The sequence below is a fragment of the Stenomitos rutilans genome (assembly GCF_059505485.1).
This window is the reverse complement of the sequence record NZ_JCACKR010000158.1, coordinates 1-15609: the sequence shown is the minus strand read 5'-3', so window position 1 is coordinate 15609 and position 15609 is coordinate 1. Positions and strand designations below refer to the sequence as shown.

General features: G+C 51.7%; 9 protein-coding genes and 1 pseudogene. 8 read left to right on the top strand and 2 right to left on the bottom strand.

What is annotated here, in order from left to right:
- Nucleotides 1–405: 405 nt before the first annotated feature.
- Nucleotides 406–954, top strand: coding sequence for an alpha/beta hydrolase (locus tag AC5JLP_RS31460; RefSeq protein WP_496071807.1), 549 nt, complete (start codon nucleotides 406–408; stop codon nucleotides 952–954).
- 18 nt (nucleotides 955–972) lie between these two features.
- Here AC5JLP_RS31460 and AC5JLP_RS31455 read toward each other — a convergent pair whose 3' ends face one another.
- Entirely contained in the window at nucleotides 973–1221 is a 249-nt protein-coding gene (locus AC5JLP_RS31455; RefSeq protein WP_496071806.1) for a hypothetical protein, read from the bottom strand.
- Between the two features lie 382 nt (nucleotides 1222–1603).
- Here AC5JLP_RS31455 and AC5JLP_RS31450 point away from each other — a divergent pair, with 382 nt between their 5' ends.
- Both AC5JLP_RS31450 and AC5JLP_RS31445 read left to right on the top strand, forming a co-directional pair.
- Entirely contained in the window at nucleotides 1604–2926 is a 1323-nt protein-coding gene (locus tag AC5JLP_RS31450; protein WP_496071805.1) for a molybdopterin molybdotransferase MoeA, read from the top strand.
- A 39-nt stretch (nucleotides 2927–2965) separates the two neighbouring features.
- Nucleotides 2966–4813, top strand: coding sequence for a glycosyltransferase (locus AC5JLP_RS31445; protein WP_496071804.1), 1848 nt, complete (start codon nucleotides 2966–2968; stop codon nucleotides 4811–4813).
- Between the two features lie 177 nt (nucleotides 4814–4990).
- Here the strand turns inward: AC5JLP_RS31445 and AC5JLP_RS31440 are convergent, their stop codons facing one another.
- A complete protein-coding gene (locus tag AC5JLP_RS31440; RefSeq protein ID WP_496071803.1) occupies nucleotides 4991–10780 on the bottom strand; it encodes a tetratricopeptide repeat protein in 5790 nt (1929 codons plus the stop codon).
- 431 nt (nucleotides 10781–11211) lie between these two features.
- On the opposite strand from AC5JLP_RS31440, the gene AC5JLP_RS31435 reads away from it, so the two are divergent.
- The 5 genes and pseudogenes from AC5JLP_RS31435 (at nucleotide 11212) to AC5JLP_RS31415 (ending at nucleotide 15597) form a co-directional block, all read left to right on the top strand.
- Entirely contained in the window at nucleotides 11212–13791 is a 2580-nt protein-coding gene (locus AC5JLP_RS31435) for an ATP-dependent Clp protease ATP-binding subunit (RefSeq protein ID WP_496071802.1), read from the top strand.
- A gap of 211 nt (nucleotides 13792–14002) precedes the next feature.
- A complete protein-coding gene (locus AC5JLP_RS31430) occupies nucleotides 14003–14278 on the top strand; it encodes a BrnT family toxin (protein WP_496071801.1) in 276 nt (91 codons plus the stop codon).
- Nucleotides 14259–14519: a hypothetical protein gene (locus AC5JLP_RS31425; protein WP_496071800.1), complete on the top strand. Its 261-nt coding sequence runs from the start codon at nucleotides 14259–14261 to the stop codon at nucleotides 14517–14519. The genes AC5JLP_RS31430 and AC5JLP_RS31425 overlap by 20 nt, the downstream gene beginning before the upstream one ends.
- A gap of 37 nt (nucleotides 14520–14556) precedes the next feature.
- Nucleotides 14557–14778, top strand: a pseudogene (locus AC5JLP_RS31420) (ClpB D2-like domain containing protein); the annotation flags it as partial.
- Nucleotides 14779–15273: 495 nt separating this feature from the next.
- Nucleotides 15274–15597 carry a nuclear transport factor 2 family protein gene (locus tag AC5JLP_RS31415; RefSeq protein WP_496071799.1) on the top strand — a complete coding sequence of 108 codons (324 nt, stop codon included), beginning with the start codon at nucleotides 15274–15276 and terminating at the stop codon, nucleotides 15595–15597.
- Nucleotides 15598–15609 lie beyond the last annotated feature (12 nt).

The following is a 15609-nucleotide window of genomic DNA, read 5'->3' as shown; positions in this document are numbered from 1 at the left end:
GTTCTCCTCGCTGCAACTCAACGGGTTCTAACTGTAAGAGATCTATTGATGTTGCGATCGCGCAACTAAACTATCTAAGAACGCGATCGTTTGCATGTCACCGTGTGCCTGCTTAACGGCCAGCGCAACGTTGTGGCAAAACAGACTACAGGAGCACTATCACACCAACCATGTAGAGCCGTGATCATTGTAAGACCGTGACAAAGGTTGGGAGAGGGAAGTTCCAAATTTGACAAACATCTACATGATCAGGGTATCTATGGCGATCCAGCGTCTTGCGGTTTCGTGCCAGTCGATCGCTTCAAACGAACAGGTATGCCTCGTGTTAGATGAGTCACTTGAAGGAAACGAATATCGTTTAATCTCGTCAAATTCAATTAGCTAGTTGTTTCTTGTAATCGACCTATGCGCTTTTCACGTTTATTGCTTCACAGTTGCCTACTGCTCACCGCCAGCGTGGGTGCAACCTTGTACAGTACGGTTGGGCAAGCCGCAGAGAAAGTGGTCTTAAAGTACGGCATTTTTCAAGAGTCTATCTCTGTCGCTGAGCTTTCAAGCTTTGCCGAAACGGGCGAACCATCGCCTACCTTAGCAGCCTACATGAAGCTGGCAAACAAGAAACCAGAGGAAATACGAGATGCGTTGACCAAGCAGGTCACCGTTAGCGCCGTTGTCGTTGATCGAGCGTTAAACAATGCTGTAGGAGAGCGTGTGCTAGACGAAGTTGGCAGCACGATCCACACCTCTACTAACACCGCCAATCGTCAGGCGTTGCGGTCGGCACTCGTCCTCTCGGCCAGCGATGACAGCAAAATCTCGCTGATTGAGGCGATCCAAAAATACCCCACACAGGAAGTGGAGGTGGAAGGCGATCGCTTGGTGGATACGGCGACTAAGCTCAGCGAACTCGAAAGCGGTATTCGTAAAATCTTGGGCGTGTTTGATCAGCTGTAGCCAGGAAACGCACTCGCTCTAGTAGGCGAGCGTTTCCAGCGTTTCACGCAGGTAGTAGCGTACCAAATGATCCAGATTTAGCCCACTTAAGCGTCCGTCTGTATTGCGTTCTAACTGCCAACGCTTAAATCCAGAACTAGCGGCAATCGCCCGCTTTAGATTGTGCCAAATTTCAGAATCAACGGGAAGGCGATTTAGCAGCTCTTGGGGTATTTCTCCTGACTGAGAAGCATTTCCAAAGGAGGAGTGAAATTGTGGGTTAACCATAAACACCTCAAGAAGAAAGACCTTACCTGCAAATTCTTTTTGTATAGCTGATGTACAACCGCAGTCTGAATAGTTTAGCCACTAAAGCAGCTACACCCTTACACAATAGCGTATACACCCAAATGGAGTGTGCTGACCACGACATTTCAGCCGAAAGAAGAAGCGAAACGGAGACGGATGGCATGGCGAAGAGGGAATCCAGGGAAGCAGAGGGAGTCGAATAGAGGGAAGGCGGGTTTTGGTTGTAAAGTTCTATAGGCATACCAGAACAGTTTTTAGAGGCAATCGGCTGATCGCTGTAGCCTGTTGCCCTTTGTGGTTAGCCAATCGCTGAATCCTACCGCTCAATCAACTCAAGACGTTCCTTAACGCCCCATTCCCTATGCTTTCAGTTGAACAAGCAGAGACTATCATTCTAGGACTTGTGCAGCCGTTGGATGCCGAACGCGACAACGAGAGACGCAACCTCATGGAGGCGTCGGGTCGAGTGCTGGCAGGTGCGGTGACGAGTGCATTAGACTTTCCGCATTGGGATAACTCAGCAATGGATGGCTATGCCGTTCGCTACACGGATGTGCAAGTGTGCTCAGCAGAGTCTCCGGTGCAATTAGACATTGTAGAGACGATTCCAGCAGGTTATCAGCCAAAGCATGTGGTTGGGGCAGGGCAAGCGGCACGCATTCTCACGGGTTCAGTGATGCCCCAAGGGGCAGATACGATCGTCATTCAAGAAAACACGCAGCGTGAAGGGGATACTGTGACGGTACTTGCTGCTCCAAAACCCCAAGCCTTCGTGCGTCAGCGGGCAGCATTTTATCAAGCAGGCACTCCTCTTTTGCCGTCTGGATTACAGCTCCAAGCTCCTGAAATCGCTGTACTGGCAGCAGCTCAGTGCGCGCAGGTCACTGTGTACCGCCAACCACGTGTGGCAATTTTATCCACCGGAGATGAACTGGTCAGCATTGATCAACCGCTGCAACCCGGTGAAATTGTGGACTCGAATCAATATGCGTTGGCAAGCTTGGTGGCGCAGGCAGGCGCAATTCCCGTGCGGCTAGGAGTGGTGGTGGACGATCCGGAGGCATTGAAGGTCGCGATCGCCGCCGCGATCGCACAGGCTGACATCGTGCTGTCGTCGGGTGGTGTCTCGGTTGGAGATTACGACTACGTGGAAGACATCCTTGCAGCCTTGGGTGGTGATATTCACATTCGCTCTGTAGCTGTGAAGCCCGGAAAGCCCTTGACGGTGGCGACGTTTGAGCAGGAAGCAGGGGGAGCAGAGGAAGCAGAGGGACAGCAACCCACCCCATACTCCACACCCCACACCCCACACCCCAAACACACTCTCTACTTTGGTCTCCCCGGCAACCCTGTCTCCGCTCTAGTCACGTTCTGGCGGTTTGTGGAGCCAGCCTTACGCAAGCTGTCGGGTTTGCCTGAGGCGGCCTGGAAACCAAGGTTTGTCAGGGCGACCACACGCGTTGCTTTGCGATCGGACGGCACGCGGGAATCGTACCTCTGGGGACATCTCCACTTGGTAGATGGATTGTACGAATTTAGGCTGGCTGACGGTAACCATAGTTCAGGCAACTTGATCAATTTGGCGGGTGCTAGTGGGTTAGCGGTGGTACCCGTGGGGCAAACTCATATTGGCAGCGGCGAGTTTATTCAAGTCATGCAAATTGGGTTGCCACAACATTATTAAGCTAGACCTTCAGCATCGTTGAGCAACGAGATTAAAGGTATGATCACATCGTTTTCGGTCATTGTCCCGGTGCTGAATAAAGAGGATGAAATCATTCGCACGTTAGACAGTATTGATGCCAGCATTGCCTTTTTTCATGCACACTATCATGGCGATCATTCAGTCATGTCTGAACTGATTGTTGTGGATGAGGCTTCGACCGATCGTACACCGACATTGCTGGAAGAGTTTGGGCAGAACAGGCCTTACTTTAAAGTGATTAAACACTTTAGAAGCCTCGGTATTGGTCCTGCAAGAAATACAGGTGCGAAGATTGCAAAAGGCGATATTCTCTTTTTCTGCGATGGAGATGACCTCATCTTCCAAGAACATATCTATCTTTGTTTTCTGTTGCTTGACCATCATCCTGCCCCTAGTGAGCCAGCGCTGAAGCGAGTTGAAATTACAGTTGGTGAAAAAACGTATCCACTCACGTTACCTCCGCACCCTATTGGGGTTGTGCGAACGGGTGTCAAGATGCAAGATACGCTGCATCCCTACTGGAAAGCTGCGATCGAAAATACGCTGGCGCTCAATCTGTGCATTCGTCGGGATTGCCACGAATTTATTGAAGGCTTTCCTGAAGCACCTGTTTATAAACAAATTGGTGGGTGTGAGGATGTTTCCTATGATTTGTGGCTAGCGAAGTTCTTTAAGGTGCTTAAGGTTGAGATTGAAACCGTTGAGTATATTCGCTACCCCGGTAACAACTTCGATCGTCAACTTAAGAAGTTTCAAACAGCCCCTGAGCAGGTTCAAGATGACACTCCATCTGAGGACAAAGCGCTTCACCTCCTGCGTCGAAAGCTAGAGCAAGACCACTTTAGCTACCTTATAGAAAAATTTAGAAAATTTCCTTTAACAGCTGACTTTGCCGCTATTTTGAACTGGCAACAGCTAGCGAACGACTATCTTTCTCAAGAATGCTACCTCGAAGCGATCGCACTCTATGAAGTGGGTATGTCAGCGGAACCTGCTATGCGTGACAGTGCGAAAAATATTTTGGCGGCAGCTTACAACAATTTTGGTTCAGCGCTTCACAAGCAGGGTGATCTAGAGCAAGCAGGAATCTATTTTCAAAAGGCGATCGCGCTCAAGCCTGCATTTTCTGAGGCGGATCTTGCCAGAGTTCACTTTAACGTGGGTACCGTGCTTTCTAAACAACAACACTATGAGCCAGCGATTGCATTCTTTCGACAAGCAACCGCGTTACAACCAGACTTTTTTGAAGCGATTGGAGCGCTTACGAAAGCTATTTATCAGTATCAATTGCTGACCAAAGGCTATCAATTTTCTAGTAGCTTTATAGAGGTTGATCTACAAGTTTTGACAACATACCTCCAGCCATTACAAGCCCTTGAGCATTTAAAGGTACTCATCATTGGTAGCCAGGATGGTCGCCTTGCTTGCTGGCTACTAGACAACATCTTGCTTCACCAAACGGCAGCTTTGGCCTACGTCGATCATGCTGAAGCATCAGCTAATGAGCAAGTCCTTTTGGAGCAGTTTAAGGCAAATATTGACCGCGCAGGTGTTCCTGAGAAAGTACATAAAATTACTGGTACGCCCCGCGATGTTCTGCGATCGCAACCGTATCATCGCTACCAATTAATCGCAATCAGCGGCATAGCGACTGCCAGTGAACTGTTAGAAGTAGCTGTTTTAAGTTGGAGTTTGTTAGCCGTTGGTGGCATGTTTGTGATTACAAGCGATGGCGTAAATACAGCTTCTAGCAGTGTTCAAGTTCAATTGAAGAGCGCGCTCAATGCCTTCACAAATGTTTTTAGTGACAAGCTAAAACGCTTGCATCAAGGCAATGAAATTCTGCTAGAAAAAATTGCCGATTAAGTGCAGAGATTGCTGGTTATTTGTAACGGGTTGTTAGAGGATGTCTTAAAAGGTATGAATGCCTACCCGAACCGCCCCCCTGCCCCCCAAATTTGAGGGGTTCTGAGGTGGAAGTCCCCCAGAATTGGGGGATTGAGGGGGCGAAGGCAGCGTCTCTGACACTTCTCAGACATCCTCTTACTTTCGGTGTCTATTGCGCTTGCCAGTCTCTGTCCATTGCCATAACGCTGCTGCGACTTGCTCAAACACGCCTTGCCAATGCCCGCGTTGACGTTGCCGAAACAAACGCATGGTGGGATACCAGGGACTATCTTCGCGCTCTAGCAGCCAGCGCCAGTCGGGAGCAAAGGAGAGCAGCAGCCAAACGGGTTTGCCTAACGCGCCTGCAAGATGGGCTACAGCCGTATCCATCGTAATCACCAAGTCGAGTTGAGCGATCGCCGCTGCCGTGTCATTAAAGTCGTGCAGATGCTGCCCCACATCTTGAATCGACACTGTAGAAAGCGTTTGTAAATCTGCATCTGCTCCCTTTTGAAGGCTGTAGAACGAGACTTCTGGTAATTGGCATACGGCAAGAAATTGATTGATCGCGAACGATCGGTAGCGGTTGTTTTTATGATCCGGGTTGCCTGTCCACACAATGCCGACTTTGAGAGAGGGGAGAGGGGAGAGGGGAGAAGGGAGAGGAGAAAGCAGCGTTTGAGGCGGTTGCAGGTAAGGAATATGGGCGGGAATCGTCTCCAACGTCGTGCCCAACAGATGTGGCAGACTGAGCAACGGGGCGTGAACATCAAAAGCGGGGACAGGTGCACCTTGAGCAAGCAACTGATCAATATCGGTTGCCGATTCTAGGAGCGTCAATAATTCAGACTGGCACTCAACGATGACGCGCGCCCCCAACTGTTTCACTAAGGGAGCATAGCGAATGAACTGAATGGTATCGCCCAACCCTTGCTCTGCATGCAGGAGAATGGTCTTGCCGTCGAGGGGCGAGCCATTCCACAACGGTTGTGAATACGATCGCGCTGCCCAACCAGGTTGCCGCCACCGCCACTCATATTCTTGAAAGCCCTGTGGCAAATCGCCTGTAAGCAACAGGGCGTGGCCGAGGTTTTTGTGCGCTCCGGCTGAATCAGGGGCAAGCTGAATGGCATTACGGTAGTGGGCGATCGCCTCCTCCAATCGTCCCAACCGACGCAAAAGAAAGCCGTGATTGTAGTAGGCATCTGCAAAGTCTGGTTTGAGCGCAAGCACCTGTTGGCTGTGAAAGAGGGCATCTTCCAGCCGATCGTGCTCCTGAAGCACCAGCGCCAGATTGTAATGAGCGTCGGCATAAGTGGGTTGGAGCACGATCGCACGGTTGAAATGGGCGATCGCCTTCTCCGTTCGACCCTGTTCTCGCAGTGCCGTTCCCAGATTGCTCCACGCTTCGGCAGCATCCGGTTGTAAATGCACGACCTGCTGAAGGTAGGGGATTGCCGCGATCGCTTGCCCCATGCAGCACAGTGACACACTCAGAATTTGCAATGCTTCGAGGCGATCGGGTTCTTGCTGCAACACTTGACGACATAACCGTTCCGCTTCGGCAAAGTTACCGTCGTGGTAATGGTGGAGAGCAAGGGAAAGGATGTGGGGTGTGGGGTGTGGGGTGTGGGGTGAAAGTTTTGAGTTTTGAGTTCTGAGTTTTGAGTTAGTTTGCTTCTGACTGTTGATCGTTGACTGTTGGCTGTTGATTGTTTGCCTCTGCGCCTCCACGCCTCTGCGGTTGCCCCCAACTTTGTCTGTTAACGCCTTTTTTACTGACTGTATAACACTCCCCCAATCGCCATACGCGGGTTGCCGAAACAAATGCATGGTGGAATACCAGGGGCTATCCTCGCGTCCCAACATCCAGCGCCAATCGGGGGCGAAGGGGAGCAGCAGCCAGATGGGTTTGCCTAACGCGCCTGCGAGATGAGCAACCGATGTATCCACGGCAATGACTAAATCAAGCTGATGGATCAGCACCGCTGTATCCACGAAGTCGTGCAGGTGTTCTCGCAAATCTTCCAAATGGGGATGGGCTTGCAACAAGTCTCGATCGCTCTCAGACAAGTCTTTCTGCAAACTGTAGAGGGTGATACCAGGAATCTCCGCCAGCGCCAGCAGGTGATCTAGTGGGCAAGCGCGAGTGCGGTTGTAGGGATTTTGTGGGTTACCGCTCCAGACAAGGCCGATTTTGAAAGGGTGTGGGGTGTGGGGTGTGGGGTGTGGGGTGTGGGGTGTGGGGTGTGGGGATGGGGGAGGCAAGGGAAGCGGGAGGGCAGGGGAGGCCGGGAGTTGAAGGTAGGGAATGTTGGCGGGAATGGTGTCCAGGGTTGTACCGAGGATATGGGGGAGGCTCATCAGGGGAGCGTGGACATCGAAGGGAGGGGGTGTGCTGCCGTAGGAGACGATCGCGTGTACACTGGGAAGCTGTTTGAACAGGTTTACCAAGGGCCCGTGGCATTCCAACACGATGCGTCCACCGCGTTGAGCGACGAGCGGCACATAGCGCACGAACTGGATCATGTCGCCCATGCCCTGCTCGGCGTGGAGAAAGATGGTTTTACCTGCCAAAGGGGAACCGTCCCAGCAAGGTTGTGATAGGGGGCGCATGGGCTGAAAGGTGGGCAGCTTGACCTGCCAGCGCCATTCGTATTCAGCAAATCCCGCCTGCAATTCCCCGTTGAGCAACAGCGTGAGTGCTTTGTTCCAGTGGGCTTCGGCGAAAGCTGGCTCGATCGTGGTTGCCTGGTTGTAATACTGCACCGCCTCTTGCAGCGCACCTCGATCGCGAAAAATATTGCCCCAATTATTGAAGGCTTTGGCGTAGTCTGGCTTCAGCGCGATCGCCCGTTCGTAGTGCGCGATGGCCGTATCAAAATCGCCCAGTTCCTTCAGTGCATTACCCAAATGGTTGTGCGCCTGAGGAAAGTCTGGCTTCACGGTGATCGCCTGACGGTAGCACGTCGCTGCCAGTTCAAAAGCGCCCTCTGCAAAGTAGATCAGACCAAGATTATTGTGAGCATCCGCGTAGTGAGGTCGAAACGCGATCGCCTGCTGGTAGTGCACGATCGCCTCTTCCGTAAGCTCTTTATGGCGTAACGCATTGGCAAAATTGTTATGAGCATCGGCATAGTCAGGCTTAAGGGCGATCGCTTTTTCGTAGTGTGCGATCGCCTCATCAATCTGTCCCAGTTCTTGAAGCGCTACGGCTAGATTATTGTACGTGTCGTAGTTATCGGGGGCTGTGACCAGTACCTGACGGTACGCCGCGATCGCCTCCTCAAACCGACGCTCCTGATGCGCCACCATGCCCAACAAGTGCCATGCATCCGAGTGGTCTTCCTGCTGCTGCAAAATTTGACGACACACCTGTTCCGCCTCGCGGTAGTTTCCTGCCTGGTGATGACGGACGGCCTTTTTGAGGAGGGAGTGGAGGGGGTGAGTTTTAAGTTTTAAGTCTTGAGTTTTGAGTTCTGAGTGTTGAGTTGGAAGAGAGGTGTGAGATGTGAGGTGTGAGGTGTAAAGGGCGTTTTGATTGCCTCCTGCCTTCTGCCTTTTGCCTTCTGCCTTCTGACCACCGTAGCCTGCTTCTCCAAAAGATTCTGTTGATTGTCTCCGCGCCTCCGCGTCTCTGCGGTTGTCCGTTGTTCTGCCTATTAGCGCTTTTTCCACTGCTTGTATCACACTGCCCCAATCGCCATACGCTGGTTGCCGAAACAGACGCATCGTGGAATACCAGGGGCTATCGTTGCGTGCTTGCATCCAGCGCCAGTCAGGGGCGAAGGGGAGCAGCAGCCAAACGGGTTTACCCAACGCGCCTGCAAGATGCGCTACAGCGGTATCTACAGCAATAACTAGATCAAGCTGATGGATGAGGCCAGCCGTATCGACAAAATCGTGCAGGTGTTCCTGCAAGTTGTGTATATGAGGGCAGTCAGCTAGCTGTTGCTGTTCTGCGGCTGAAAGTTCCTTCTGCAAGCTGTAGAGTGTGATATTGGGTAAAGCTGCCAGAGAGAGGAGTAATGCTAATGGACAAGCACGGCTGCGATTGTAGGGGTTGTGGGGGTTGCCGCTCCAAATGAGGCCGACTTTAAAAGGGAGCGGGGAGTGGGGAGTGGGGAGTGGGGATGGGGGAAGCGGGGGCGCAGGGGAAGCCGGGGCTTGGAGGTAGGGGATAGCGGCGGGAATGGTGTCGAGGGTGGTGCCGAGGAGGTGAGGCAGGCTCATGAGGGGCGCGTGAACATCAAAAGCGGGGAGAGGATTGCCGTAGGGGATGATTTGTTGAATGCCTGCAACGTTTTGAAGGAGATTCACTAAGGCAGTTTGGCATTCAACAAGGACATTTCCACCCCACTGGACGACGATCGCGGCGTAGCGAATGAACTGGATTGTGTCGCCCAAGCCCTGCTCGGTATAGAGGAGAATGGCTTTACCGTTTAGGGGAGAACCGTCCCAGCAGGGTTGAGGGAACGATCGTGGTGGGTTTTGCTCTTGAAACTTGCTCCATTGGAAGCGCCATTCGTAACCCGCAAAGCCCTGTGCCAGATCGCCTGTAAACAGTTGAGTCAGCGCTTTGTTCCATTTCGCTTCTACAAAGTCTGGGTCAAGGGTCAGCGCCTGGTTGTAAGCCGCGAAGGCTGCTTCGATGTCACCGTGATTACGGCGAGCGATGCCGAGGTTGTTGTAGGCCCCGGTGTAATCTGGCTGCACGGCGATCGCGGCTTCAAACTGCTCAAACGCTTCCGCAAACTCACCGTTCTGCTGAAGTAAATTACCGAGATTGCTCCGAATTTCGGCAAAGTTGGGATTAATTGCTACGGCTTTGCGGTAACAGTCGATCGCGGCTTCCAAATTGCCCTGATCCTGATACGCGTTGCCTAGATTGTTGTGAACTTCGGCATAGTCGGGTCGAATGGCAAGCGCCTGCTGAAAATGCGCGATCGCCTGCTCAAACTGCTTCAGGTCTTTCAGCACAGAACCCAGATTACTGTGTGCTTCGGCAAAGGACGATCGCAAAACAAGGGCACGCTCGTAATGGGCGATTGCCTCTTCTCGCCTTCCTAGCTCCTGGAGCGCATTGCCCAGGTTGTTGTGCGCTTCGGCATAGTTTTTCCGCAAGACAAGGACATCGTGGTAGACGACGATCGCTTCATCGAGTTTGCCCTGTAGCTGGAGGACGTTTGCTAGGCCGTGATGCGCTTCGGCATAGGTTGGCTTTAGCGCGATCGCTTGTCGATACTGAGCGATCGCGGCCTCCAAATTGCCCTGCTGTTGCAGCGTACTGCCCCAGTGAAAATGGGCTTCGGAGTAGTGGGGCTTGAGCGCGATCGCCTGCTGATAGTTGTGAATGGCTCCGTCTAGCGTTCCCTGATGCTGAAGGACAACCCCCAGATTGTGATGGGCCTCCGCATAGTTAGGTTTGAGCCGAAGGGCTTCCTGGTAGTGAGCGATCGCCTCCTCCAGCATCCCCTGATCCTTCAGCGCGGTGCCCAGGTTGTTGTGCGCTTCGGGATACGTGGGTCGCAGATCAAGGGCCTGTTGATACGCCGCGATCGCACCCTCCAGATCGCCCAGATCTTTCAGCGCGTTGCCCAAATTATTCAGCGCTTCCACATGAGCAGGTTGCCGTGACAACGCTTGCTGATAGTGAGCCACTGCTTCATCTAGCTTGCCCTGCCCCTTCAGCGCAATGCCCAGACTGTTATATGCATCAGGATTCTCTGGTTGTAAGGTTAAAACTCGCTCAAAACAGGCAATCGCCTCCTCAAACCGATGCTGTTGGTACACCAGCGCACCTAGTAAGTTCAGCGCGTCTACGTCATGTGGCTGATGCTCGAGCCTCTGGCGGTAGACAGATTCAGCTTCGGCAACGCGTCCACTACGATGAAGCTGTAAAGCGACAGTCAGTGATTCGGGCAACGACTGGGAGGGATACGTCATGGGCAGGATTCCTATCCTGTACTGTTTGGCAGTCTATTCTACCCGCCGCATTGGGGGCGATAACGCGGGTTGTAATGCCATGTAATGAGAAAGGAGAGAGGGGGGTAAGGGGATAAAGGGCAAAAGCTGATAGCTGACCGCTCAATCAACTCCTAACTCAAAACTCTTAACTCAAAACTTCCCTCCCTGCACCCTTCCTCCACCGACCGTCCACCTCATACGGCTTTCCCTACTGCGATCGCCACCTTGCCAGCGATACAGTATCAATACATAAAAGTACATACGGTCTACTGGGGAGCCGAACCCCGTGTTCATAGCTCATTTGCTTCATCACAACTGAAGATGCCAGATTACAGCGTTTCTCACCACTGCCTCTTGCTCTATCAGTTGTCTCGTTTATCGCTACAAACGGCGTGGTAGGAGAACCAATTATGTTTGAACTGTTCACAGAAAAAGCCATCCGGGCAGTCATGCTCTCTCAGGAAGAAGCCCGTCGTCAGGGGCATAACCTGGTAGGAACGGAGCAAGTGCTGCTAGGTCTCATCCGCGAGCAAACAAGCCCCGCCGCGCAACTGTTGGTGCAGTTAGGTGTGACTCTAGATGCGGCTCGTGCTGAGTGTGAAAAAATTACGGGTCGTGGTACGGGTAGTCTTCCGGCAGAATTGCCCTTTACACCACGAGTCAAGCGCCTGTTTGCCGAAGCGATGCAGCAAGCGCGCGAACTGGGGCAGAATCACGTCAGTCCTGAACACCTATTGCTTGCTCTGACACAGGGGAATGAAACCGTTGCCATTAAAGTGTTGCAACGTCTGGGTCTCGATCCGTTGACGTTGCAAGATCAAATGCTGCAAATGTTGGGGTCACAAGCGATCGGTGAAGCGGTTGCGGCTTCGGTCGGTGGCAGACAGGACGACCCCTTTAATAGTCGGGGCAACGCGCAGACCCTTACGCTGGCAGAATTCAGCACGAACCTGACGCAACTGGCGGCAGAAGGGAAGCTTGATCCGGTAGTGGGTCGCCAAACCGAGATTGAGCGCGTCGTGCAAATTCTTGGTCGTCGCACGAAAAACAATCCCATTCTCATTGGGGAACCGGGTGTCGGTAAGACCGCGATCGCTGAAGGTCTCGCCCAACGCATTGTGAACCGCGATGTACCCGAAACCCTGGAAAACAAGCAGGTCATCAGCCTCGATATGGGGTCGCTTATTTCCGGCACCCGTTTCCGGGGCGAGTTTGAAGAACGGTTGAAAAAAGTTGTGGAAGAAGTACGCACCAGTGGCAACATCATTCTGGTGGTTGACGAAGTGCATACCCTGGTTGGTGCAGGTGGTACAGAAGGCGGAATGGATGCTGCCAACTTGCTGAAGCCTGCACTCGCACGGGGCGAACTCCAATGCCTTGGTGCCACGACTCTGGATGAATATCGTCAGTACATCGAACGGGATGCGGCACTTGAACGGCGCTTTCAACCCGTCACGGTTAATGCACCCAGCGTCACCGAAACCATTGAGATTCTCTTTGGCTTGCGCGATCGCTACGAGCAGTTCCACAAGGTCAGAATCGAAGATACCGCTCTGGTTGCGGCTGCAACGCTCTCCGATCGCTACATCACCGATCGCTACCTTCCTGATAAGGCGATCGACCTGATCGACGAAGCAGGCTCCCGCGTTCGGCTAGCACACACCCAACATTCGCCCACCAAAGCGCTGCGTAAAGAGCTACGCCAGGTGACAAAAGAGAAGGAAGAGGCGGTAGCGGCTCAAGATTTCGATGCGGCTGGGAAGTTGCGCGATCGAGAGTTGGAATTAGAAGCGCAGATTAGCCGTCAGCCATCAGCCGTCAGCCGTCAGCCGTCAGAATCAACTCAAAACTCGACACTCGACATTACTCCTTCGGAGTCGCTACGCGAACAAAACTCTCCCCAGACCCCAAACCCTACATCCCATACCCCATCCGTCACCGAAGACGACATCGCCCAGATCGTCGCTGCCTGGACAGGTGTGCCTGTGCGCAAGCTGACGGAGCTAGAATCGGAGCAACTGCTGTATCTGGAAGATACTCTGCATGAGCGAGTCATCGGTCAAGATGAAGCGGTCAAAGCGGTTGCACGAGCGTTGAAGCGGGCACGAGTGGGGTTGAAAAGTCCCGATCGCCCGATCGCCAGTTTCTTCTTCTCTGGCCCCACTGGAGTAGGCAAAACCGAACTGGCAAAAGCGCTGGCGGCTAGCGTCTTTGGCACTGAAGAGGCCATGATTCGGCTCGACATGTCCGAGTTTATGGAACCACATACAGTCTCTAAGCTGATCGGGTCGCCTCCCGGTTATGTGGGCTATGGCGAAGGCGGGCAGCTAACGGAAGCAGTGCGTCGCAAGCCTTACTCGGTCGTCCTGTTTGATGAAATTGAGAAAGCCCATCCCGATGTGTTCAACATGTTGCTGCAATTGCTAGATGACGGACGTTTGACCGATTCGCAAGGTCGCACAGTCAACTTCAACAACACGCTGGTCATCATGACTTCCAACGTCGGTTCCAGAGTGATTGAAAAAGGCGGCAATGGCTTTGGCTTCGAGTTTGCAAACCAGTCAGATGCTCAATACAACCGCATTCAGTCGTCGGTGAATGAGGAACTGAAGCAGTTCTTCCGTCCTGAATTTCTAAACCGCCTGGATGGTATTATCGTCTTCCGTCAACTTACCCGCGACGAAGTGAAGGACATTGCCGATCTGCTCATCCGCGATGTGGCAAACAACCTCACCGATCGCGGCATTGCCCTCGAAGTCACTGATCGCGTGAAAGACCGCTTGGTCGTGGAAGGCTACAGCCCCGCCTACGGTGCTCGATCGCTCCGACGCACCATCACTCGCCTGCTTGAAGATGCCCTGGCAGAAGCCCTACTCTCCGGCATAATCCGAGAAGGCGACACCGCGATCGTGGATCTGGATGACGACAATAACGTTGTGATTCATCCAGCCGCACACTCAGAGCGTTTACTGGAGTCGATCGTCTCTTAAACACGGCTCAAGCCTTATCCTGATGCCCTGCACCGTTGAGATGCAGGGCTTTATTCTGTCATTACTCTCTCACTTGGGCTGAGCGAGAGGTTGACTGTAAGCTAAGATACCAAAGTAGTCTTGGTCAGGACACCAAAGAGCAATTCAGATTTGCGGAAAGATGTAATCGCTTAAGATAAAGGTAGTATCCCGGTCGTTATTTAATCTATTTGTGCGTGTTCGGTGGGATGAAGCAAAACGACAGCAAGTTTTGGCAGAACGTGATATCGACTTTGAGCAGTTGAACGATTTGCTCTACACTCCCTACCTTGAAGACCAACGCTCTGAACTGCCAGAACAATATCGAATTATCGGTTTTGCGGATGGACAATTGACAACATTCATTGTTGAATACCGAGCCGATACAGTAGGAGAGTGTATTTGGGTTGTCACTGCCTGGAAATCAACGAAACAGGAGCGTAGAAGCTATGAGCAGCGAGTCTATTGAAGAAATAAGAGATATCGAGGAAATTGCTCAACAAGCTCATTCAGGAGCAGATGTTTCTCAGCATTTCACAGGTCATTTTCAAGTAAAGCAACAGATCAATATTGCCCTTCCACCAGAGTTACTGAAAAGTATTGATGCAGAGTGCCAACTGCAAAAGATCAGTCGCCAAGATTGGATCAAGATGGTCTGTGTCGAAAAAATTCGTGAGGCTCAGACTGGTAGAGTATCAAAGGTTGGTTAATATAGTCGTAGTCTAGCCACCCCAATGCACCGATCGCGTCAACGATCGCCTCGTCGTCGAAGGCTATCATCCTGCCTGTGGTGCCCAATTGCTCCGCCGCGTCATCATCCGCTTACTAGAAGATGCCCTAGCAGAAGCCTTGCTATCCGGCACGATTCGAGAAGGCGACATGGCGATCGTGGATCTGAATAATGACAGCAATGTTGTGGTTCATCCAGCCGCACACTCAGAGCGCTTGCTGGAGTCGATCGTCTCTTAAACACGGCTCAAGCCTTATCCTGATGCCCTGCACTTTGACCATGTAGGGTTTTTTCATAACAATGGCTGGATTCTGAAAATATACGGATAGTTTTTCGATAATCTCCTGCTCCAGAGATATCATGCGAAAAAATTCTCAATAATGTCCGCTAATGGGGTAAATATCCCGAAAAAATCTAGGTAATGTCCCAAGTCAGATATTACTCAGAGAAAATTCCGTATAATAAGTTGTTGTACCGCTTCGATTTTGGGTTATGGCAGTCGTTTATAAAGCTATAGCGATCCTATTTGGATTGTGAGAAAGGATTCCACTGGAATCCTTTCTCACAAAGCCTCTCAATCTCACAAATGATTTAGGACTGCTATATCTATCAAAGTTTCAGAGTTGTGTTAATTGGAAGTGAGGAGTGAGGCAGTGCTTTAGAATTTTTAGTAGGAGACTGTGAGAATCTGCGAGTAACACGTTCTCCTGTTGTTCTTAAATTTCAAATAAGCCATGACATCTGACGAGTTATCAGCAATCCAGTGGGTAATTGAGCGAAGCAAGATCATTGATGTGATTGTGGGGATTGCAAACACGATGGATGACAAGAACTGGCAGAAACTAAGAAAATACTTAGCAGACGAGATCAACATTGACTATTCAGAATTTCGAGGGGAACCCCTACAACAAATCACAGCAGAAGCCTACGTGCAACAGCGGGTAGAGGGTTTAACTGGTTTGAAGACTCTGCACATTAGCACCAATCACGAGGTTGTAGTCAGCAAAGACTATGCTGGTAGTGCTAAAGAGGTAAGGATGCATTGTAGTGGTGAATGAAAAACCAGATCG

Coding starts and splice junctions, on each gene's coding strand:
- AC5JLP_RS31460 (WP_496071807.1), top strand. CDS start 406: ATGCGCTTTTCACGTTTATTGCTTCACAGTTGCCTACTGCTCACCGCC.
- AC5JLP_RS31455 (WP_496071806.1), bottom strand. CDS start 1,221: ATGGTTAACCCACAATTTCACTCCTCCTTTGGAAATGCTTCTCAGTCA.
- AC5JLP_RS31450 (WP_496071805.1), top strand. CDS start 1,604: ATGCTTTCAGTTGAACAAGCAGAGACTATCATTCTAGGACTTGTGCAG.
- AC5JLP_RS31445 (WP_496071804.1), top strand. CDS start 2,966: ATGATCACATCGTTTTCGGTCATTGTCCCGGTGCTGAATAAAGAGGAT.
- AC5JLP_RS31440 (WP_496071803.1), bottom strand. CDS start 10,780: ATGACGTATCCCTCCCAGTCGTTGCCCGAATCACTGACTGTCGCTTTA.
- AC5JLP_RS31435 (WP_496071802.1), top strand. CDS start 11,212: ATGTTTGAACTGTTCACAGAAAAAGCCATCCGGGCAGTCATGCTCTCT.
- AC5JLP_RS31425 (WP_496071800.1), top strand. CDS start 14,259: ATGAGCAGCGAGTCTATTGAAGAAATAAGAGATATCGAGGAAATTGCT.
- AC5JLP_RS31415 (WP_496071799.1), top strand. CDS start 15,274: ATGACATCTGACGAGTTATCAGCAATCCAGTGGGTAATTGAGCGAAGC.